This window comes from Paenibacillus roseus (assembly GCF_016424485.1).
GTDB lineage: Bacteria > Bacillota > Bacilli > Paenibacillales > Paenibacillaceae > Paenibacillus_D > Paenibacillus_D roseus.
Map to the genome: position 1 here is coordinate 475,391 of NZ_JAELUP010000103.1, position 19,912 is coordinate 495,302.

Consider the following 19,912-nt stretch of genomic DNA (forward strand, 5'->3'; position numbering starts at 1 on the left):
CCGGTCTAGAGTGATACAACGCGCTGGCTTATCATAACTATCAACCATAAAAGGCTCAGCATCAAAGCAGGGCTTGACATGAGCCGGTATTGAGCCGCATTAAAAATTAAGATAAAGGCAGGGAATAGCCGTGTCTATTCGTATTATTGTGAAAGATCCAGATCCGGTACTGCGGGAGCGTGCCAAAGAAGTCACGAAATTCAATTCCAATCTGCACAAGTTGCTCCGCGATATGGCAGAGACGATGTATGATGCGGAGGGCGTGGGCCTGGCTGCGCCGCAAATCGGTATTTTGAAGCGTGTCATTGTTGTAGATGTCGGGGATGAGCGCGGCCTGATCGAGATGGTCAATCCGGAGCTTATCGAGAAAAACGGTGAGCAGCTTGGGCCGGAGGGCTGTCTGAGCATCCCGAATATTAATGGCGATGTGCTGCGGTACAAGGATATCAAGGTGAAGGGACAGGACCGCGACGGCAATGCAATTATCGTCGAGGCCTCCGATTATCTGGCCCGTGCTTTCCAGCATGAGATCGATCATCTGAACGGCGTTCTGTTCACGGATTTGGCGGAGAATGTCTATGACATTACAGCAAGGCCCCGCTCGAACGGAGGGTAACCGATTATGCGCATTGTATTTATGGGGACGCCTGAATTTGCCGTCCCTTCTTTGAATTTGCTGCTCGACAGCGGCTATGATGTGGTGGCTGTGGTGACACAGCCCGACCGTCCGAAGGGCCGGAAGAAGACGTTGACGCCGCCGCCTGTCAAAGAGGCCGCGCTGCAGCGCGGCCTGCCAGTGCTGCAGCCGGAGAGAATGCGCCGCCCCGAGGCGGTAGCCGAGGTCGCGGCGTACAAGCCCGATCTTATTGTAACCGCCGCTTACGGGCAAATCCTCCCGGTCGGCGTACTGGAGCTGCCTCGTCTGGGCTGTATCAATGTTCACGGCTCACTGCTGCCCAAATATCGCGGCGGCGCCCCGATTCAGCGGGCGGTTATCAATGGCGAGACGGTGACAGGCGTGACGATCATGTATATGGCTGAAGGATTGGACACCGGGGATATGATCAGCCGTGTGGAGGTTCCGATCGGGCCGGAGGATACATCGGGCGCCTTGTTCGCCAAGCTGAGCGCAGCCGGCGCGGAGTTGCTCGGTCGTACGATCCCTTCCATTATCGACGGAACGGCTGAAGCTGTTCCCCAGAACGAGGCGGAGGCGACCTATGCGCCGAACCTGACACGGGAGGATGAGCGGATCGACTGGAACCGCAGCGCTGTTCAAATTGACAACCAGGTCCGGGGGCTTTCACCCATGGCCGGAGCTTTCACCTTCTTCCAGGGAGAGGTGTTCAAGGTCAGGGAGTGCCGGGTAATTGCAGGTCCGGAGGCGAATGCCGGCCTTGGGCGGAAGACGCCGGGGACACTGGCAGCTTCGGACGGGAAATTAGTTGTTCAGACAGGGGACGGCTTGCTGGAGCTGACGACGATTCAGCCGGCAGGCAAGAAGGCGATGCCTGCATCAGATTGGCTGAAAGGAGCACGAATTCCTGAGGATGCCGTGCTTGGCGGTGAGGAGCAATGACGCAGCAAGGCAAACAAGGCAAGCGTCCTTCGGCAAGCCGTCCTCTGGGAGCGCGGGATATCGCGCTTGATACGTTGCGCCGGGTGGAGACGGACCAGGCATACAGCAACTTGCAGTTAAACCGTGCGTTGCAGGAAGCCCAATTGTCACGTGCCGATGCCGGTCTGGCAACCGAGCTTGTGTACGGGACTATTCAGCGCCAGGGCACGCTCGATTACTGGCTGGGCAAATTTGTGGCCAAAGGGCTGGACAAGCTGGAGCCCTGGGTTCGGCAGCTGCTGCGGATGAGTGTCTATCAACTCGTCTACCTGGACCGCATTCCGCCGCATGCGGCCGTCAATGAAGCAGTCCAGATTGCCAAGCGTCGCGGACATGCCGGAATTGCCGGGATGGTCAACGGCGTGCTCCGCAATATGCTGCGCAGGCGTAATGAACTGGTCATCCCGGAAGGTCTCGCTCCGGCTGACCGTATGGTGCTTGAATATTCGCATCCCAAGTGGCTTGTCGAGCGCTGGATTCGCGCATACGGCGAGGAGACGACGGAGGCGATGTGCGCGTCGGACAATGAGCCGCCGCATGCCAGCATTCGCGTGAACCGTCTCCGTGCAACCCGTGAAGAGTTGCTTGCCCGACTGCGGGAGCAGGAGTTGTCGGCATCGCCGTCCGAGCTTGCCCCGCAAGGGATCGTGGTCGAGCGAGGGGGTAATCTGGCCGATACGCCATCCTTCCGCGATGGCCTGTGGACCGTTCAGGATGAGAGCTCGATGCTGGTTGCCGAAGCTGCTGATCCGCAGCCGGGGATGCAGGTGCTCGACTGCTGCGCGGCTCCGGGAGGGAAGACGACGCATCTCGCGGAGAAGATGAACGATGAAGGCCGCGTATTCGCCAATGATCTTCATCCGCACAAGCTTAAGCTGATTGAGGAGCAGGCGGAGCGGCTCGGCCTCTCCTGTATCCGCACCATGAGCGGCGATGCCGGAGAGCTGGCAGAACATTTTGCTCCGGGCTCGATGGATGTTGTCCTGCTGGATGCCCCTTGCTCGGGACTTGGCGTCATTCGGCGCAAGCCGGAGTTGAAGTGGAACAAGACGCCAAAGGATATTGCGGCGATTGCCAACATTCAGCACCGTCTGCTCGGTTCATGCTCGAAGCTGGTCCGTCCCGGCGGTGTGCTGGTATACAGCACTTGTACGGTAGAACGGAAAGAAAATGAGGAACAGGTCGAGCGCTTCCTGCAGGATTATAGTGAATTTGAACTGGATACACAGTGGCCGGAGGCGGTGCTGGCATCCTTGAAAGCCAAGGGGGCTATTGGCGATGATTTTGGCGGCATGGTGCAGCTTCTGCCGCATCAGGCCGGAAGCGACGGCTTTTTTATTGCCCGCCTGCGCAGGCGGGGATAAAGACAGACTCGGTAGTATTGCCGGGGGCGTTTATGGTAAAATAGGCGTGGCACGGCCGGATTGCGGCATGAGGCCGACGACAGCTAATAGAAACAGGTGTTGATATTAAAATGAAACCGTTCATATACGACTACACGCTGGAGCAAATCCAGCAATGGATGAAGGACAATTCAGAGCCGACTTTCCGCGCGGCCCAGCTTTTTGACTGGCTTTATGTAAAACGTGTCAAAGGCTTTGAGGAGATGACGAATTTGCCCAAGCAGCTTCGCGAGAAGCTGGATGAGCAGTTTGCTTTTGTTACGCTGGAAGAGATTACGAAGTTCGAATCGAAGGACGGGACGGTCAAGTTCCTGTTCGGATTGCATGACAACCACGCGATTGAGACGGTGGTCATGCGGCATAACTACGGCAACAGCATTTGTGTAACCACTCAGGTCGGCTGCCGGATCGGCTGCACGTTTTGCGCTTCGACGCTCGGCGGTCTGAAGCGCAATCTGACCGCCGGCGAGATCGTCGCCCAGGTGGTAACCGCTCAACAGATGCTTGATGCTACCGGAGAGCGCATCTCCAGCATCGTCATTATGGGTTCTGGAGAGCCGTTTGAAAATTATGAGGCAACGATGGATTTCTTGCGGATTATGATTCATGAGAAGGGGCTCCATATCGGTCAGCGTCACATTACGGTATCCACAAGCGGAATTGTGCCAAGCATCTACAAGTTCGCAGAGGAAAATACGCAGATCAATCTGGCGATTTCGATTCATGCCCCGAACGATATGCTTCGTTCCAAGCTGATGCCGGTCAACCGTCGCTTCCCGTTCGAGGAAGTGATGGAAGCTTGCCGGTATTATCTGGCGAAGACCGGACGGCGCATTACCTTTGAATACGCGTTGATCGGCGGCGTCAATGACCGCCCGGAACATGCCGAGGAACTGGCGGATGTGCTTCAGGACTTGCTCTGTCACGTCAATCTGATACCGGTCAATCACGTGCCGGAGCGCAAATATGTGCGCACGCCGCGGGAGGATATTTTCGAATTCCAGCGCATTCTGGAGCGCAAGAAAGTCAATGCGACCATCCGCAGGGAGCAAGGCCATGACATTGCCGCGGCATGCGGACAATTGCGGGCCAAACATATGGAATCTCAGGCGAGGTGATACGAGTTTGATTACGGCGAATCGAAGTGATATCGGCCGTATCCGGCTGGTCAATGAGGATCAGGCTTGGGTCGGTCAGCAGGACGGTACGATCGCGATTGCGATCGTGGCGGACGGCATGGGCGGACATCAGGCGGGAGACGTAGCCAGTCAGCTTGCGGTGCAAACCTTCCGCGAGGCGCTTGCCGGCAGAGAACTGGTCATTGATGACGGCGAGGCGGCACATCATGTCGTGCGGGCGATCCATCAGGCGAATGCGGTTGTCTATGATATGGCTGCGCAAAATGAGCAGTACCATAATATGGGAACAACCGTCGTTGCAGCTGTTGCCGACAAGCAGCGGGCTGTTATTGCGCACATCGGCGACAGCCGGGCTTACAAGATCAAGAATCGCGATATTACCCAGCTTACGAATGATCATACACTCGTTAACGAGTTGGCCAAGACCGGGCAGATCAGTGCCGAAGAAGCGGCCAATCATCCTCGCCGCAATGTACTGACGCGGGCGCTGGGGACTGATAAAGAGGTAGAAGTGGACGTTCAGACGCTGGAATGGGCGCCGGGCGAGACGCTGTTGCTGTGCAGTGACGGACTCAGCAATATGGTCAGTGAGCAGCAGATGGTAGATACGGTGCAGGCGGGCGGTCTGAATCTCGACGCCAAGGCGGAGCAACTTGTCGAGCTGGCTTTGCGGGCGGGCGGGGACGACAACATTACCGTAGTGCTGTTGTACAATGATGCCGATACAAGCAAGGAGCAAGAGGTGAGGATAACATGATCGGACATGAATTAGGCGGCCGTTATGAGATTCTCGCACGGATCGGCGAGGGCGGCATGGCGCTGGTGTTCAAGGCGCATGATATTTTGCTCGGACGGAATGTGGCAGTCAAGGTACTTCGTCAACAGTTTGTTCATGACGAGGAATTTATTCGCCGTTTCCGCCGCGAGGCCCAATCTGCCGCAGCTTTATCTCATCCTAACGTTGTCAGCATCTATGATGTCGGACAAGAGGATGATACGCATTATATTGTTATGGAATATGTGGAAGGCAGCAACTTGAATGAGATTATCTCGCAGCGCGCTCCTTTGCAGGTAGAAGAGGCTGTAAAAATTGCTACCCAAATTTGCGATGCGCTGGAACATGCCCATCATAATCAAATCATTCATCGCGATATTAAGCCGCATAATATTCTGATCGGCAAAAACGGAAGAGTCAAAGTGACTGATTTCGGGATTGCCCGCGCTGTTACTTCCTCTACGATTACGCAAACCGGTTCGGTAGTCGGTTCTGTACACTATTTCTCTCCGGAGCACGCCAAGGGAGTCATTACAGGGGAGAAGTCCGACCTCTATTCGCTTGGTATTGTGCTTTATCAGATGCTGACAGCAAAGCTGCCGTTTTTGGGTGAAAGTCCAATCAGTGTAGCGCTCAAGCATTTACAGGATCATTTTGAAGAGCCGCGTGCTGTGAACCGGCATATTCCGCAAAGCGTCGAAAATATTATTCTGCGGTCGATGCGCAAAAATCCGTCGGAGCGCTATGTCTCCGCGGCTGAAATGCTGCGCGATCTGGAAACCTGTCTTTCGTCTGAACGGCTGGACGAGGATAGGGTGCAATTTGACGATGATATGGAGGCTACTCGCGTCATGCCGGCCATTCGGGGAGGCGCTGTATACGCCTCGGAGCCGGATCATGACCGGGAGCGGGAATTCTCGGGTTACAATAGCGCGAGCGCGTCGGCAGGTGCAGACCGCAGACAAGAGGGGCGGCCTGGCGGCGGAAAAAAGTGGGTGAAGCCGGTTATTATTTTCGGTGGAACCTTGCTGGTACTGGCTTTGCTGTTCTGGGGGCTGCGCGCATTCCTGAGTGATCTGGAGACCGAGGAGGTCCCTGTCCCTTATGTAGTAGGCAAGACGGAGGCGGAGGCCAAAGCGGAGCTTCAGGCGGTCGGGCTTCTAGTTGAGGACCCGATCATTTATGAAGCGAGGCCTGATGTGCCCAAGGATCAGGTGTTCCAGCAGTCCAAGCAGAATATGATTGTGAAGACCGGTTCTTATGTGAGGATCTATGTCAGCACCGGACCGGAGCTTGAAGAGATGCTGGATTATGTCGACCAGCAGTTTAGTGATGCCAGGACGAGTCTGCTGAACCTTGGTCTGACGGATGACCAGATCAAGAAGGAGGAGATATTCTCGGATAAGCCTCCGGGTACGATTCTCTCCCAGACGCCGATGAAGGGCGAGCAGTTCGAGGTCGAGAAAGTAACGGTAAGTTTCCAGGTCAGCAAGGGACTTGAAACCTTTGATATGCCGAATCTGGTCGGTCTTACTCAAAAGGAAGCGATCAAAAAAATTAGCGACAACAAGCTGAAGCTTGGGCCGGGCAACGGGATTGTACAGGAGCCAAGCTATCGCCCTGTCGGGGAAGTGCTGGAGCAGTTCCCTCACGAAGCGGGAGCTCAAGTGACTGTAGGAACTGAAATTACGATTACCGTCAGCTCAGGGCTGCCTGCTGATGCAAAGGCGTTCACTTTCAATATTAACGTTGCGCCGGCACGGATCGGCAGTACGAGCGAAGTGCGCATTGTCTATTCGGACGCGACGGGGCAAAATATAGAATGCTGCAGTCAAAAGATTTCCGATTGGACGACGATTCCTGTCAAGGTCATTCTGGCCCCTGGCAAGGAAGCGGTCGTTATGGTACACCGGGATAATCAATTTGTCGACACCTTTACGAGAACGTACGAGCAAGTTCAGGCAGGGGGCTCCCAGGGCGAGAATGTGCCGGGAATGGCTCCGCCTCCAGATCCGGCACCGGAGGAGCAGCCTGAGGTAAATCATGAAGTCGACAATGAACATGTCAATCAAGGGGGCAACCAGAATCACGAAGGCAATCATGACGAATAACAAGTCGGGCGAGGGCCGGATTGTGAAAGCTCTTAGTGGATACTATTATGTCATGCCTGATGATTCCAAGGATGCTTCAGGCGTGATTCAATGCCGCGCGCGCGGCATCTTCAAGAAAAAAGGGCTTTCTCCGCTCGTCGGCGACCGTGTCGTATATACGCTGACGGAGAACGGTGAGGGGACGGTGGATGAGGTGCGTCCGCGCACCTCGGAGCTGATTCGTCCGCCCGTTGCAAATGTCGATCTTGCGGTGCTCGTATTCTCCGTATCGGAGCCGGTTCTTAATTTGCAGCTTCTGGACAAATTCCTGGTTCATATTGAGCATGCGGGGATTGAAGCGGTACTGTGTCTGAGTAAAGGGGACCTGACTGAAAATGAGGAACTCTCCGAGGAGGCAGCCGCTGCTATGGTGGCGGTAGAGCGTATATACCGGCCTATCGGCTATGAAGTCTTCAATACCAGCTCGCAGAGCCATGAAGGGATTGCCGAGCTGCACGAGCGGCTGCAGGGCCATCTGAGCGTGTTCTCCGGGCAGTCCGGGGTAGGCAAATCTTCTCTGCTGAATGCAATTGTGCCGGGCCTTGGGCTGGAGACGGCTGCAATCAGCAATCGGCTTGGACGGGGCAAGCATACGACACGCCATGTGGAGCTGATTGAAGTGGGCGGCGGCGGTTATGTCGCCGATACGCCGGGCTTTAGCCAGCTTGATTTTACAGAGCTTGGCATCGAACAACTGGGCGACTGTTTCCTTGAAATGAGGGAGATGGCGCCTTCCTGCAAATTCCGGGGCTGCACCCATATCCATGAGCCGGGCTGTGCTGTGCTGGAGGCGCTTGAGGAAGGCAGCATCGAGTCCAGCCGTCACCGGAATTACACATTGTTTATGGAAGAGATGAAAGATAGAAAGCGGAGGTACTGATCGATGTCCATAATTGCACCATCGATGTTGTCGGCTGATTTTTCACGTCTTGCTGAGGAGATCGCAGATGTGGAGAGCAAGGGAGCGGACTGGCTCCATATTGATGTCATGGACGGCCACTTCGTGCCGAATCTGACATTTGGCGCTCCGATTGTCGGTGCCATCCGTCCGCATTCGAAGCTTATCTTTGACGTTCACTTGATGATTTCCAACCCTGATCAGTATATCAACGATTATGTCCGTGCCGGAGCCGACCGCATCACGGTCCATGCCGAAGCTTGCGTGCATCTGCATCGTGTCCTGCATATGATTCGCGAGCAGGGTCTGCCGGCAGGCGTGGCCCTCAATCCGGGGACACCGCTGTCGGCGATCGAGGAGGTCGTAGATGATCTGGATCTGGTGCTTATTATGACAGTCAATCCCGGCTTTGGCGGACAGAAATTCATTCATAGCGCCCTGTCCAAGATTGCCCGCCTGAAGGAAATGCTTGTGCAGCGCGGCAGAAGCGATGTGCTGATTCAGGTTGATGGCGGCGTTAATACTCAGACAGCGGCATGGGTACGCGAGGCAGGAGCGGGTGTTCTTGTAGCTGGAAGCGCGGTGTTCAATGAGTCGGACAGAGCCGCGGCTATTGCTGCGCTGCGACCGGGAGGCGCTTGATGAGCGAGCGTTGGCGGACTTTTTGGGCGGTTGTTTTATACGGCTTTGCCTGCGGTACCCTGTTGACGTTATTCTCGATGTTCCCGGGGCTTGGAATATTTAAATTTCTTTTTTCTCTGGGAGCGTTTTTGCTCGGGTTGCGTTTTTTCAGAACCTTTGAGCGCTGGGCGGTTCGTATTGCCTTTGTTCTCACTTCGCTGGTCTTTTACCTGATCGTGATTGTTATTTTGACCGTTTATTTATATGCTGTGAAGCCGGAGCTTTTGCCTGTTCAGCCTTAATCGGACATGGAATAGGACAGCCTCGCGGCGCATAGGATGGTTACATGAGAAAATTGATTCTCGTGTAACCTTTTTTATGTGGTCCTGAATATAATAAATCGAATTCGATGAGCGTGACTGAGGAGGGATGGAGCATGAAATTTTACACGATCAAGTTGCCGAAATTTTTGGGGGGATTTGTAAAAGCAGTCCTGAACACCTTCCAAAAAAACTAGTTCCGATGTGTCCGCTGTCGAACGAAACGTCAATAACATACGTATACCGGATCAGGCTTCTGCACGCGCGGGTTCATCAGTCGTTTAAGCGCATAATCGGCGGCGGAGGCTTGCGCCAGGTTCGCCGTCTTGAAGGACGAGGCTCATGCTCTGGCAAGTGAAGCATAGCGGATGGAAACGTCGTGAAACGATAAAAAAGCACCTGAATAATCAGGTGCTTTTTGAATGTGTGATCTTAAACGCGGGTAATTTTGCCGGATTTCAGCGCGCGTGTGCTGACGTAAACACGCTTTGGCTTGCCGTCAACGAGGATGCGAACTTTTTGAACGTTAGCGCCCCAGGTGCGTTTGTTTTTGTTGTTGGCATGAGAAACGTGGTTGCCAGTGCTTGGGCCTTTGCCTGTAATAAAGCATTTGCGAGACATTGAGATACACCTCCTTCAAGAACTGCTAGTACAACTAAATCATTGGAATTTCATTCCATTACATACCGCTGCAAATAAACACTAAAATATCATAGCATAAACCCCAATTGAAATCTAGTCCCCAAGCTTGCTTCGTTTCGCTTTAATTTGGTTATCCTATTGCTTGTCGGGTGGTATGCTTCGCAAAGCTGCAAAAACGCCCTTAAAATTAAGAAAAGAGCAGATAATACGCGATTTGATGATGAATTTCAACTTGTTGTCTTCTATATCCCTTTTTTTTATAGTACAATGTTGATTAGTCCTTCAAGTCCTTCATGCAGGGCGATATCATTCAAACAGCCTTACATACCAGCTTGCTGCAGGACTGAATATTCCAAATAAACGATTTGAACGAGCATACTGTGAATAAGTTGAACACAAGAAACGGAACAAGAGGGAGCGAAGCACCGTGCCTATTCAGATGAATAATGAATCCGGAAACATCTACATTGCCGATGAAGTTATATCTGTTATTGCCGGTTCTGCAGCTATGGAATGCTATGGGCTGGTAGGCATGGCATCCCGCAAGCAATTGAAGGACGGCATTTCCGAACTGCTCGGACGGGAAAATCTGTCCCGGGGCGTAGAGATTCGGAGGGAGAATGAATTATTGCATATTGATTTATACATCATCGTAAGCTACGGCATAAAAATTTCCGAAGTGGCGCATAACATCCAATCCAAGGTCAAATATGTGCTGAACGAGGTTGTCGGTATCCGTGCCGATCATGTTCATGTTTTTGTCCAGGGCGTACGCGTATCTCGGTAGGGAGGGGTCTCTATATGAGTAAGCGCTTTATTAACGGAAGCGACTTTACTGAAATGGTTTTTGCAGGAGCAGATAATTTGCAGCGGCATGTTGACCATGTGAATGCGCTGAATGTGTTCCCGGTTCCTGATGGAGATACGGGAACCAATATGAATTTGACGATGGGAGCCGGTGTGCAGGAGCTGCGAGGCAAGCCTTCGGACCTGCTGTCGAAAGCTACGGAGGCGCTGTCAAAAGGGCTGTTGATGGGCGCGCGAGGCAATTCCGGCGTGATTTTGTCTCAGCTGTTCCGCGGCTTCTCCCGTGGTGTGGCTGGTTTGGAGCAGGTAGGGACCGTGCAATTCGCCGCCGCGCTCCAGCAGGGAGTGGATACGGCCTACCGGGCCGTGGTCAAGCCGGTTGAAGGCACTATACTGACGGTAGCCAAGGAAGCCGCCAAGCATGCGGTGTACTATGCGCGCCGCACCCAGGATATGACCGAATTGCTGGAAGAGGTATGCAGCAAGGCAAATGAGGCGCTTGCAAGAACTCCGGATTTGCTGCCCGTACTCAAGCAAGTTGGCGTGGTAGATTCAGGCGGACAAGGTCTTGTCTATATTTATGAGGGCTTCCTGCAAAGGCTTCGTTTGTTATCAGGAGGCGCCGGCAGCGGGCCAGCTTCTGCTGTATGGGATGGCGGAGCGGCCGGCGGGACCGGAGCGGTCAGGCCTGCGTCTGGCAAGCCTTCCAGGGGAACAGCTGCTGGAGCAGTACCTGGGTCCGTTCCGGCGCCGGTATCTTTTGCGTCTGCAGCGGCGCAGTCGCAGCTTGCTACGGAAACGATTGAATTTTTATACGATATGGAATTTTTTATTCACCGGACGATGGGCGCGGCTTTAGGGAAAAAATTCGATGAGGCTGCCTTCAAGCGGGCGTTGGCGCAAGATGGCGACTCCATTCTGGTAATTGTGGAAGAGGATATCATCAAGGTGCATGTTCATTCGCGCAAGCCGGGCGATGTGCTGAATCTGGCGCTGCCTTTCGGGGAACTGACGGATATTCAAATTTTGAATATGCGGGAGCAGCACCGCAATCTGCTTCATGACGGTACGGTATATGATGAGTCCAGCGAGACGGCGTCGGCCTGGAACGGGTATGTCAACCAGGAGGACGAGGAGCTTGCTGCAGCTATGCCGGAAGTGCTGACAGGGGCAGCCGCGCCGTCTACTGTGCCTGAGGAAGTGCATGAGCTGGCGCCGTACGGCATTATTAGCGTTGCAATGGGGGAAGGAATCGCGAGTATTTTCCTCGATAATCATGTAGACATCGTACTTTCCGGCGGGCAGACAATGAATCCGAGCGCAGAGGATTTTGTCCAGGCGATTCATTCGCTGTCGGCCGAGCATATTTTCATCCTGCCGAACAACGGCAATATCATTTTGGCTGCCCAACAGGCCGCCGAATTGAGCGAGCGCAGTGTATCCGTTTTGCCGACGCGTTCCATCCCGCAGGGACTTGCGGCGCTGCTGGCGTTCAAGGATCATGAGACGCCGCAACGCAACGAGGCGTTCATGGAGGATGCAGCCGGCAGCGTGCAGTCGGGTCAGGTGACACATGCAGTTCGTGATACGGTGATTGACGATCTGACTATTGCCGAGGGCGATTTTATCGGCATTCAGGAGAAGGCGATTGTCTCCGCTTCGCCCGATTTGCAGCAGACATGCAGGGAATTGCTCGCCAGGATGATTGGAGACAGCGGTGAGTTGGTGACCGTTCTGACAGGGGAAGACGCCTCGCAGGCGACGACAGAGGAGCTTACGGATTGGCTCAGGGAGACATATCCCGAGATTGAACTTGAAGTACACAGCGGCGGACAGCCGTTATATCCGTACCTTTTTGCCGTAGAATAACGTGAAAGGAAAGGGCGTGACGGATAATGGGAGCAAAGATTATTATAGTTACAGACAGCACGGCGGATATTTCCCCTGAGATTCGGGAGGAGCTTGGCATCGTGTTGGTGCCGCTCAAGGTTCATTTTGGCCAAGATGTTTATTTGGATTCAGTTACAATCGAGTCGGATGAATTTTTTGAGAAGCTGGCTGCTTCACACCAGTTGCCGACCACATCACAGCCTTCACCGGCTGATTTCATGGAAATTTATGAGCGCTTGCTGGAGGAGAATCCAGGTGCGCATATTATATCGCTTCATCTGTCGTCGGCTTTAAGCGGTACGTATCAGTCGGCTATTCTCGCACGCTCGCTGATGGATCGGGAGGACGAGATTACAATTCTGGATTCGAAGTCGGCTTCCAACGGCTTCGGCCTTCCGGTCATAGCGGCTGCAAGGATGGCCAGCGAAGGCGCTGCGAAGGAGGAAATTCTGGCCGAGATTACTCGTCTGCTCGATGATATCCGGTTTTATTTTCTGGTGGATACGCTGGAATATTTGCAAAAAGGCGGTCGGATCGGCAAGGCTGCGGCCTTGTTCGGCTCCATTCTGAATATTAAGCCGATTCTGACCGTCGACCGTGAAGGAACGGTGGCGCCTGTTGACAAGGTGCGCGGCCAGCGCAAGGCGATGGTCCGGATTATGGAACTGCTGAAGCAGGATTTTGATGGCGTACCTGTCAATATTTCAATGGCCTGGGCGTATCATCAGGGCAATGCCATGGAGCTGTACGAACTGGCGAAAGCGCATTTTGATGTCCGGCAGGTCAGCTATGCGACGCTTGGCGCCGTAATTGGCACGCATGTCGGCCCGGGAACATCGGCAATTTTTATGACAAGAGCGTGAGGTTGAAATCATGACATTGCATATTAATCAGATTTCCGTCCGGCAAGTTAAAGGCGTGAGTGCTCCCAAAGAACCGGAGCTCCACGCCTTTGGCGTTCATACGGTCGGGGATTTGCTGGAATATTATCCGTTTCGTTATGAGGACTACCGGATTCGCGAGCTGTCTGCGGTAAAGGATGGCGAGAAGATTACCGTGCAGGGCAAAATTATGGGCGAGCCGGTGTTGCAGCGCTACGGTCGTTCCAAATCTCGCTTGTCCTGCAAGGTGGCGGTTGGCCAGTGGCTGGTGACGGGTGTATTTTTTAATCGCCACTATTTGAAGGATCAGCTGGAGCCAGGGCGCGAAATTGTATTGACGGGCAAATGGGACCAGCGACGTCTTCAGCTTACGGTGTCGGAATCGGAGTTTCCGGGCAGCAAGTCTGCCAAATCGGGCACACTCCAGCCAGTCTATTCGGTGGGCGGCTCAATTACCCAGCAATGGATGCGCAAAACGGTACAGCAGGCGCTGGTGCAGTATGGCATGATGGTTGAAGAGGTGCTGCCTCGCGAACTGGTGGCGCAGCACGAACTGATGCCAAGGCGCGAGGCGATTATGCGGATTCATCATCCCGAGGATACGCGCGAGGGTCAGGAGGCTCGCCGCCGCATGGTGTATGAGGAGTTGTTCCTGTTTCAACTGAAGCTTCATGCATATCGGGCCTGGAATCGCGAGCGAAAGGACGGGGTCAGCCACAAGATCGATAATGAGGCGGTGCTTGCGTTTGTCCGGCAGCTTCCCTTCGCGCTGACGGATTCGCAGAAGAAGGTCACAAATGAAATTTTGCATGACATGCGTCAGCCCTACTGCATGAATCGGCTTCTCCAGGGCGATGTCGGCTCAGGGAAAACGGTGGTTGCCGCGATTGCCTTGTACGCGGCTGTAACATCCGGTCACCAGGGAGCTTTGATGGTGCCGACCGAAATATTGGCGGAGCAGCATTTGCGCTCGCTTCAACGGATGTTTGAACCGTACAATATTCAGGTAGGCCTGCTGACGGGGAGCATGACGGAACGCCAGCGGCGGGATGTGCTGGGCGGCTTGCAGATGGGGCTTGTCCAGATCGCGGTTGGTACGCATGCGCTTATTCAGGATAGTGTCGTCTTCCGCAATCTTGGGGTTGTGGTGACGGATGAACAGCACCGCTTCGGGGTGAATCAGCGCAGTGTACTGCGCCGCAAAGGGATGAATCCAGATGTACTCACGATGACGGCGACGCCGATTCCGCGTACACTGGCGATTACTGCGTTTGGCGATATGGATGTCTCGACGCTGCGCGAGCGCCCGAAAGGCCGCAAGGCGATCAAAAGCTACTGGGTCAAGCATGAGTTGCTGGAGCGGGTGCTTGGTTTTATTCGCAGGGAGGTATCGGCAGGCCGCCAGGCCTATGTGATCTGCCCCTTGATTGAGGAGTCCGAGAAGTTGGACGTGCAAAATGCGATTGATCTCCATATTCAGATGCAGCAGGCGTTCCCGGATTACAAGGTGAGCTTGCTGCACGGCCGGCTGCCGGCTGCGGAAAAGGATGAGGTGATGCGCCAGTTCGGGATCAACGAGACGCAGGTGCTTGTATCGACGACGGTTGTCGAGGTTGGGGTGGATGTGCCGAATGCGACGCTGATGGTTGTTATGGATGCCGAGCGTTTCGGACTTTCTCAGCTTCATCAGCTGCGTGGGCGTGTAGGCCGTGGGGAGCACCAGTCCTACTGCATCTTGATTGCCGATCCCAAATCGGAGACGGGGCAGGAGCGGATGAAGGTCATGACGGAGACCGATGACGGCTTTGAGGTGGCGCGGCGCGATCTGGAGCTGCGGGGTCCGGGAGACTTTTTTGGCACGAAGCAGAGTGGATTGCCCGAATTCAAGCTTGCGGATATGGCGAGTGATTTTGCCGTGCTGGAGCAGGCCCGTGATGATGCGGCCGAACTGGTAGCAGGCGAGGATTTCTGGAAGCTGCCGGAGTACGAGCCGCTGCGCGAGAGACTGGTGCGGGAACAGATTTTCCAGGGAGATTTGCTGGACTAAAGCAACTTCCGGGACCGCTGGGCATATAGTAAAGAATTGCTAGCCTTAGGTCTTAACATGGAGGTGCCCGGAAGTGAGCTACAAAAATTTCGGCATTCGGCCGGAACTGGTTGAGCGCGTAAAAGCAAAAATGAAACATACACCCACAAAGGAGCGCATCAAGCTGCTGATCTCGGGTGTGAGCAAGCATGATTTGCAGGACCGCAGCAAGGTAAGACGGCTCGTGAAATCGGCGGCCAGCATTTTGAAGGAGCCGCTTACCGATACGCAGGAAGAGCAGCTGACAGCCTTCGTTCTAGCACAAAAGATTGATCCCAAAAATACGTTCCACCTTATCAAGCTGTGGGGCATGTTCCGCTGACCTTTAGGTCAGCGTTTTTTTTTGAAAATCGTAAGCTCATCAATCAAATGTTGTTTTTTTGAAGCTGGAATGAAACAGTCTGCCGTAGGCCGATACTGGTAACAAGGGATTAAGTATCGGCAAAGGAGAATGGGTTTATGATGAGAGACTCGAAGCGGTGGAAGAAGCGGATTGCCAGGATACTGTATTGGCTGAAGGGGGCGCTTCAGCGCTCCGGCTATCTGCTCCATATACCAGGTCGCGCCGTTCGTTATTTTGCTGCCAAGCGGCGCGGAGTACTGCAATCCAGGCGAATGGCGCGTCGTGCCGGGAGACTGGCGATTCATGGGGCTTCGCTTGCACTGTTGCGGCGATCCTGGCAGCGGATGACTGCACGTGCGGACGGCGAGATGGGGGAGAGAGGCGACGAGGTCTGGCAACCTGCTGCTGTATCCATAATGGAAGCGGCTGTCGAACTAGGGGAATTCCCGCGTGCTGTGGGCAAATTGTCCACATCCATGGGGCGACTTGAACAGTCGGTAGACATGATTTGGCCTGTCCAGCCGTTATTATCGCCGGAGAGCGGTACGATCAATCGGATGAAGCGGGAGCTGAAGAACTGCAGCGAGTGGGAAAAGCGGCTGATTGGCCGTATTGTGGAGCGAACGCGGCGATGGAACCGCAATAACCGGACAAGGACACAGGCATATTGGGATTTTTACCGTCGCCATCCCGAAGTTCATTGGGCGCTGCTGGCTCATATGGTGTCCCGCAATGGGGGGTGGAACATGACGGATCTTCAGGGCGGCTTGCTTCCCGCGATACTGGATCAGGAGCAGCGCCGGGAGGTCTTTTGCTTTTTGGAGCGGGCCAATGCTTTTATATTCGGGGATGCTTACCCGCAGCTTCTGCTGTACGAAGCAGGCAAGAGGGAGGGGCATGATCTGTCTTATCTGCTGCCGGCGTTCCAGGTCTCGCGGTTTATGACTCCGGCGTGGCGGGTATTCTGGCGCGGGCGGGATTCAGCGCTGCTGACGGTTGCACTGATTGTCAACGAGCAGCACTATATTGAGAATCGGGTAGTTCGTTCTCCCGAAATCAGGCAAAAGGTGCTGGAAGCTCCCTTCTTTAAGCTCCAGTCGCTGCTGCAGTTGAATCAGGTTGTTTTTCCTTATGCGCTTCACGCTGAACGAACCAAGCTGGCCGGCCTTATACTGGAGGATTTCAGCGATGTGCAGGAACGAATTGAATTCGGCAAGCGTCTGTATGCGATGCTGTTTCGTATCCCGGATATTTACGGCGGCGTGGTGAATTTTGCGCGGACGGTGCGGCATACCGGGTCAAGAGCGGATTATGCGCCGCAGCTTTTCGCCAGCAAGAATGACAGATTGCATGGTGCAAGCGATGGAGCCAATCATCATTCGCCGTTCAGCTACAAGGCTGAGTCGGCTGCAGGGGATCATACGCATACGGACGATACCAGGCCGCTGATCTTCAGTCCCGGCCTGTCGGATGCCTGGGTGGATCAACCGCTCGTACAGCCTGAAGAAGGGGACTGGTTCCGCAACGCTGCCGATGTCGAGCGGTACTTTGCGGGCCTGCCATTGCCGCCTTCATTTGAAATGACGAATGAATATGAATTCGGCCTTCATAAAATCGAGGCGGCGGCGTTGGCTGCCCTGAGCGTAGCGGGGAGGCCGGGCCCCACGTAAATAATTTCCTGTTGCATAACGAATGTATGTTCGGTATATAATGAATGAGAACATATATTCGATCAGGTTGCAAGCGTCGCTTGACGCTTTGGCCTTGATGGGGGGATAGGGATGGAGCGTGTCATTATACTTGCGGATTGCCAGACGTTTTACGCATCTGTGGAGAAAGCGGCGCATCCTGAATATAAGGACATGCCGCTGGCTGTGGCAGGAGATCCGGCCCGGCGCTCAGGCATTATTCTGGCTGCCTGTCCGATCGCCAAGCAGCGGGGGGTAACGACGGCCCAGCGGCTTGGCGAAGCGCTGGGGAGGTGTCCGGAGCTGATCATTATTCGGCCCCGCATGCAGACTTATATTCATGTCTCGCTGCTGATTACCGAGATTTATCAGAGGTTTACGGATCTGGTGGAGCCGTATTCGATTGACGAGCAATTTTTGGATGTGACAGGGTCGTTGCGCTATTTTGGCACGCCCCAAGAGATTGCGAGTCAGCTTCAGCATCATATTTGGCTCAATACCGGGGTTTGGACCAGATTCGGTATCGGTCCCAACAAGGTGCTGGCCAAGATGGCGGCGGATATTTGGGCGAAGAAGAAACCGGAAGGGATTTTCACGCTGCCTGCGGAGCGGGTGGAGCAGCTGCTCTGGCCAAAGCCGATCCGTCAGCTATTCGGGGTCGGCTCGCGCATGGCCGCGCATTTTGAGCGGATGGGCATCCTGACGATCGGGGAACTGGCACGGCTCCCGCTTCCCGAACTCAAGCGGCGGATGCGCCTGCGCATGGGCCGCAACAGCGATATTCAGGCGGAGCTGTACTGGCAGACAGCCAGGGGCATAGACCCCAGTCCGGTCAGGCTGTCCACGCATGACCAGCAACAGGCTGTCGGGCATCAGATGACACTGCCCCGTGATTATGACGAGCCTGCGGATATCAATGTCATCCTGCTTGAGCTTAGCGAGGAGGTGTGCCGGCGCGCCCGGGCCAGGGGCTTCATGGGGCGGGTCATCGGAATCGGGGCGCAAGGGGCTGATTATGGCCATCCGGCCAGCTTCTCCGGGCAGAGCACGTTGCTGGACCCGACGAATATTACGGACGAGATTTATGAAGCGGCACGCAAGCTCTTTTATAGGCATTGGGACGGCCAGCCTATCCGCCGGATTGGCGTAACCTTGACGGGACTGAGCGCAGATAGCGACTATCAGCTCACGCTGTTTGGCGAACGGGATCGCAAACGCAAGCTGGGACGGACAACGGATGAAATAAAAGCGCGCTTCGGGAACACGGCGCTGCTGCGGGCCTCATCATTGCTGGAGGCTGCTCAGGCCAAGGAGAGAGGAACGAAGATTGGAGGGCACTATAAATGAGTAAAAAGCTGGAGGGCAATGGACGCTGGGAGTCGAGCCGGATGATGCTTCCCGAGCACCGGGAACAATATTTGCAGATGAAGGCAGCGCAGTCGGAGCAGCCTCGGGCTCAAATACCGACACGCGAGGAACTGGAGCTGATACGCGACGCTGTATTGCTGCCGATGATGCTTAGCGTGGTAGATAAAAATTACCGTGAAATGGAAGCCTCCACTTCCTCTTTGAAACGGCTTTATATGGTGGCAACGAATGTGCTGCTGAATCGCATTCATCGGGATTTGGCGAGAGTAAAGCGGGAGCTTAGAAATCGCAGCATTAAGGTGTTTGAGGATGAACGTGTGGACAGTGCGCTGCATTACCATTTTGTATGCCGCGGGTATGAGAATCAGTTCGCGATGTTGCGTGACGTCATCCGCACGGAGATGAGCGTGCGGATGACGAAATATATTCAGGAAATGACGGCTGCGCTGACAGCAGGTTGAAGTCTCGGTTGAGATTATACCAGCCTGGCTCCGCCGTCAACGGTCAAGGTCAGACCTGTGGTATAGCCGTTGCCAATCAGGAACAGAATGCCGCCGGCAATGTCGTCGGCCGAAGCGATGCGTCGGACCGGCAAGGTAGGGGCTGTCTGGTCAAACCACGCCTGCTTCTGCTCAGGCGGCAGCCCGTCATGCAGCGGTGTGTCGGCATAGCCGGGTGAAATCACATTGACCCGTAAAGGGGCGAGCTCGAAAGCGAGTACGCGGCCAAGATTTTCAATAGCTCCATGTACTGCGGAAGGAACGGAAGCGCCGGGAATTGCCTTGTCTCCGAAAAATCCCGATGTCAAGGTAATGGAGCCGGACTGGCGGATAAGCGGGGAGCCGTAACGTACAGCCAGATAAGGACCCCAGAACCGACTCTCGAACTGCTCGCGGGAGCTTGCGGTATCCAGGTCGGCGAGTTTGCCGGAGCCGTGCTTGAGTTCGCCAGCGGTAACGACTAGATGATCAAATTCTCCTGTTTCTTCAAAGAAGGCCTTCACTTCATCCTCGTTGCGAAAATCAAGGGCTGCTGTGCTTACGGCGCCAGGGATGGCTGCCTTTGCCTGCTCCAGGCGCTCCGGGGAGCGTCCGGCAAGGACGATCTCGGCTCCAAGGCCGGACGCTTGTTTTGCAGCGGCAAGCCCGATCCCCGACCCTCCCCCGATAATAATGACACGCTGTCCATTCAAAGAATTCGGTGTGCTCATAAGCGAATTTCTCCTCCCATAGATTTCTGTATGAAAAATTAACGTTAACGTAAACGTCATGGATTAGGCGTGC

The 19,912-nt window shown here is 54.6% G+C and carries 20 protein-coding genes; 18 read left to right on the forward strand and 2 right to left on the reverse strand.

Annotated features, from left to right (window positions below):
• Positions 1–130 precede the first annotated feature (130 nt).
• From def to spoVM, 10 genes are all read left to right on the forward strand, one after another.
• On the forward strand, positions 131–616 hold the full coding sequence (gene def, locus JFN88_RS19045) for a peptide deformylase (RefSeq protein ID WP_199020857.1): 486 nt from the start codon (positions 131–133) through the stop codon (positions 614–616).
• 6 nt (positions 617–622) lie between these two features.
• Positions 623–1,579, forward strand: coding sequence for a methionyl-tRNA formyltransferase (fmt, locus tag JFN88_RS19050; RefSeq protein ID WP_199020858.1), 957 nt, complete (start codon positions 623–625; stop codon positions 1,577–1,579).
• Positions 1,576–2,982 carry a 16S rRNA (cytosine(967)-C(5))-methyltransferase RsmB gene (gene rsmB, locus JFN88_RS19055; protein WP_199020859.1) on the forward strand — a complete coding sequence of 469 codons (1,407 nt, stop codon included), beginning with the start codon at positions 1,576–1,578 and terminating at the stop codon, positions 2,980–2,982. The genes fmt and rsmB overlap by 4 nt, the downstream gene beginning before the upstream one ends.
• 110 nt (positions 2,983–3,092) lie before the next feature.
• Positions 3,093–4,139, forward strand: a complete 1,047-nt coding sequence (rlmN, locus tag JFN88_RS19060) for a dual-specificity RNA methyltransferase RlmN (RefSeq protein ID WP_199020860.1) — start codon at positions 3,093–3,095, stop codon at positions 4,137–4,139.
• Positions 4,140–4,146: 7 nt separating this feature from the next.
• Positions 4,147–4,917 carry a Stp1/IreP family PP2C-type Ser/Thr phosphatase gene (locus JFN88_RS19065; protein WP_199020861.1) on the forward strand — a complete coding sequence of 257 codons (771 nt, stop codon included), beginning with the start codon at positions 4,147–4,149 and terminating at the stop codon, positions 4,915–4,917.
• Positions 4,914–7,046, forward strand: a complete 2,133-nt coding sequence (pknB, locus tag JFN88_RS19070) for a Stk1 family PASTA domain-containing Ser/Thr kinase (RefSeq protein ID WP_199020862.1) — start codon at positions 4,914–4,916, stop codon at positions 7,044–7,046. Before JFN88_RS19065 ends, pknB begins: the two co-directional genes overlap by 4 nt.
• On the forward strand, positions 7,036–7,965 hold the full coding sequence (rsgA, locus tag JFN88_RS19075; RefSeq protein WP_199020863.1) for a ribosome small subunit-dependent GTPase A: 930 nt from the start codon (positions 7,036–7,038) through the stop codon (positions 7,963–7,965). The genes pknB and rsgA overlap by 11 nt, the downstream gene beginning before the upstream one ends.
• Before the next feature lie 3 nt (positions 7,966–7,968).
• Positions 7,969–8,625, forward strand: a complete 657-nt coding sequence (rpe, locus tag JFN88_RS19080; RefSeq protein ID WP_199020864.1) for a ribulose-phosphate 3-epimerase — start codon at positions 7,969–7,971, stop codon at positions 8,623–8,625.
• Complete coding sequence (locus JFN88_RS19085; protein WP_199020865.1) at positions 8,625–8,906, forward strand: hypothetical protein; 282 nt, start codon at positions 8,625–8,627, stop codon at positions 8,904–8,906. The genes rpe and JFN88_RS19085 overlap by 1 nt, the downstream gene beginning before the upstream one ends.
• Before the next feature lie 134 nt (positions 8,907–9,040).
• Entirely contained in the window at positions 9,041–9,121 is an 81-nt protein-coding gene (gene spoVM / locus JFN88_RS19090) for a stage V sporulation protein SpoVM (RefSeq protein ID WP_036709866.1), read from the forward strand.
• A gap of 235 nt (positions 9,122–9,356) precedes the next feature.
• Here the strand turns inward: spoVM and rpmB are convergent, their stop codons facing one another.
• Complete coding sequence (gene rpmB / locus JFN88_RS19095) at positions 9,357–9,545, reverse strand: 50S ribosomal protein L28 (RefSeq protein ID WP_199020866.1); 189 nt, start codon at positions 9,543–9,545, stop codon at positions 9,357–9,359.
• A 448-nt stretch (positions 9,546–9,993) separates the two neighbouring features.
• Here rpmB and JFN88_RS19100 point away from each other — a divergent pair, with 448 nt between their 5' ends.
• From JFN88_RS19100 to JFN88_RS19135, 8 genes are all read left to right on the forward strand, one after another.
• Positions 9,994–10,353, forward strand: coding sequence for an Asp23/Gls24 family envelope stress response protein (locus tag JFN88_RS19100; RefSeq protein ID WP_199020867.1), 360 nt, complete (start codon positions 9,994–9,996; stop codon positions 10,351–10,353).
• A 14-nt stretch (positions 10,354–10,367) separates the two neighbouring features.
• Positions 10,368–12,242, forward strand: coding sequence for a DAK2 domain-containing protein (locus JFN88_RS19105; RefSeq protein WP_199020868.1), 1,875 nt, complete (start codon positions 10,368–10,370; stop codon positions 12,240–12,242).
• A 26-nt stretch (positions 12,243–12,268) separates the two neighbouring features.
• Positions 12,269–13,126 carry a DegV family protein gene (locus JFN88_RS19110; RefSeq protein ID WP_199020869.1) on the forward strand — a complete coding sequence of 286 codons (858 nt, stop codon included), beginning with the start codon at positions 12,269–12,271 and terminating at the stop codon, positions 13,124–13,126.
• 10 nt (positions 13,127–13,136) lie between these two features.
• Entirely contained in the window at positions 13,137–15,191 is a 2,055-nt protein-coding gene (recG, locus tag JFN88_RS19115) for an ATP-dependent DNA helicase RecG (RefSeq protein WP_199020870.1), read from the forward strand.
• Between the two features lie 73 nt (positions 15,192–15,264).
• Positions 15,265–15,552 carry a stage VI sporulation protein F gene (locus tag JFN88_RS19120; RefSeq protein ID WP_199020871.1) on the forward strand — a complete coding sequence of 96 codons (288 nt, stop codon included), beginning with the start codon at positions 15,265–15,267 and terminating at the stop codon, positions 15,550–15,552.
• Positions 15,553–15,689: 137 nt separating this feature from the next.
• Positions 15,690–17,243 (forward strand): DUF2515 family protein, encoded by a 1,554-nt coding sequence (locus JFN88_RS19125; protein ID WP_199020872.1) that lies wholly within the window; start codon positions 15,690–15,692, stop codon positions 17,241–17,243.
• A gap of 111 nt (positions 17,244–17,354) precedes the next feature.
• A complete protein-coding gene (locus tag JFN88_RS19130) occupies positions 17,355–18,608 on the forward strand; it encodes a DNA polymerase IV (protein WP_199020873.1) in 1,254 nt (417 codons plus the stop codon).
• On the forward strand, positions 18,605–19,090 hold the full coding sequence (locus tag JFN88_RS19135; RefSeq protein WP_199020874.1) for a YhjD family protein: 486 nt from the start codon (positions 18,605–18,607) through the stop codon (positions 19,088–19,090). Before JFN88_RS19130 ends, JFN88_RS19135 begins: the two co-directional genes overlap by 4 nt.
• A 14-nt stretch (positions 19,091–19,104) precedes the next feature.
• Here the strand turns inward: JFN88_RS19135 and JFN88_RS19140 are convergent, their stop codons facing one another.
• Entirely contained in the window at positions 19,105–19,839 is a 735-nt protein-coding gene (locus JFN88_RS19140) for an SDR family oxidoreductase (protein WP_199020875.1), read from the reverse strand.
• Positions 19,840–19,912: the final 73 nt, after the last annotated feature.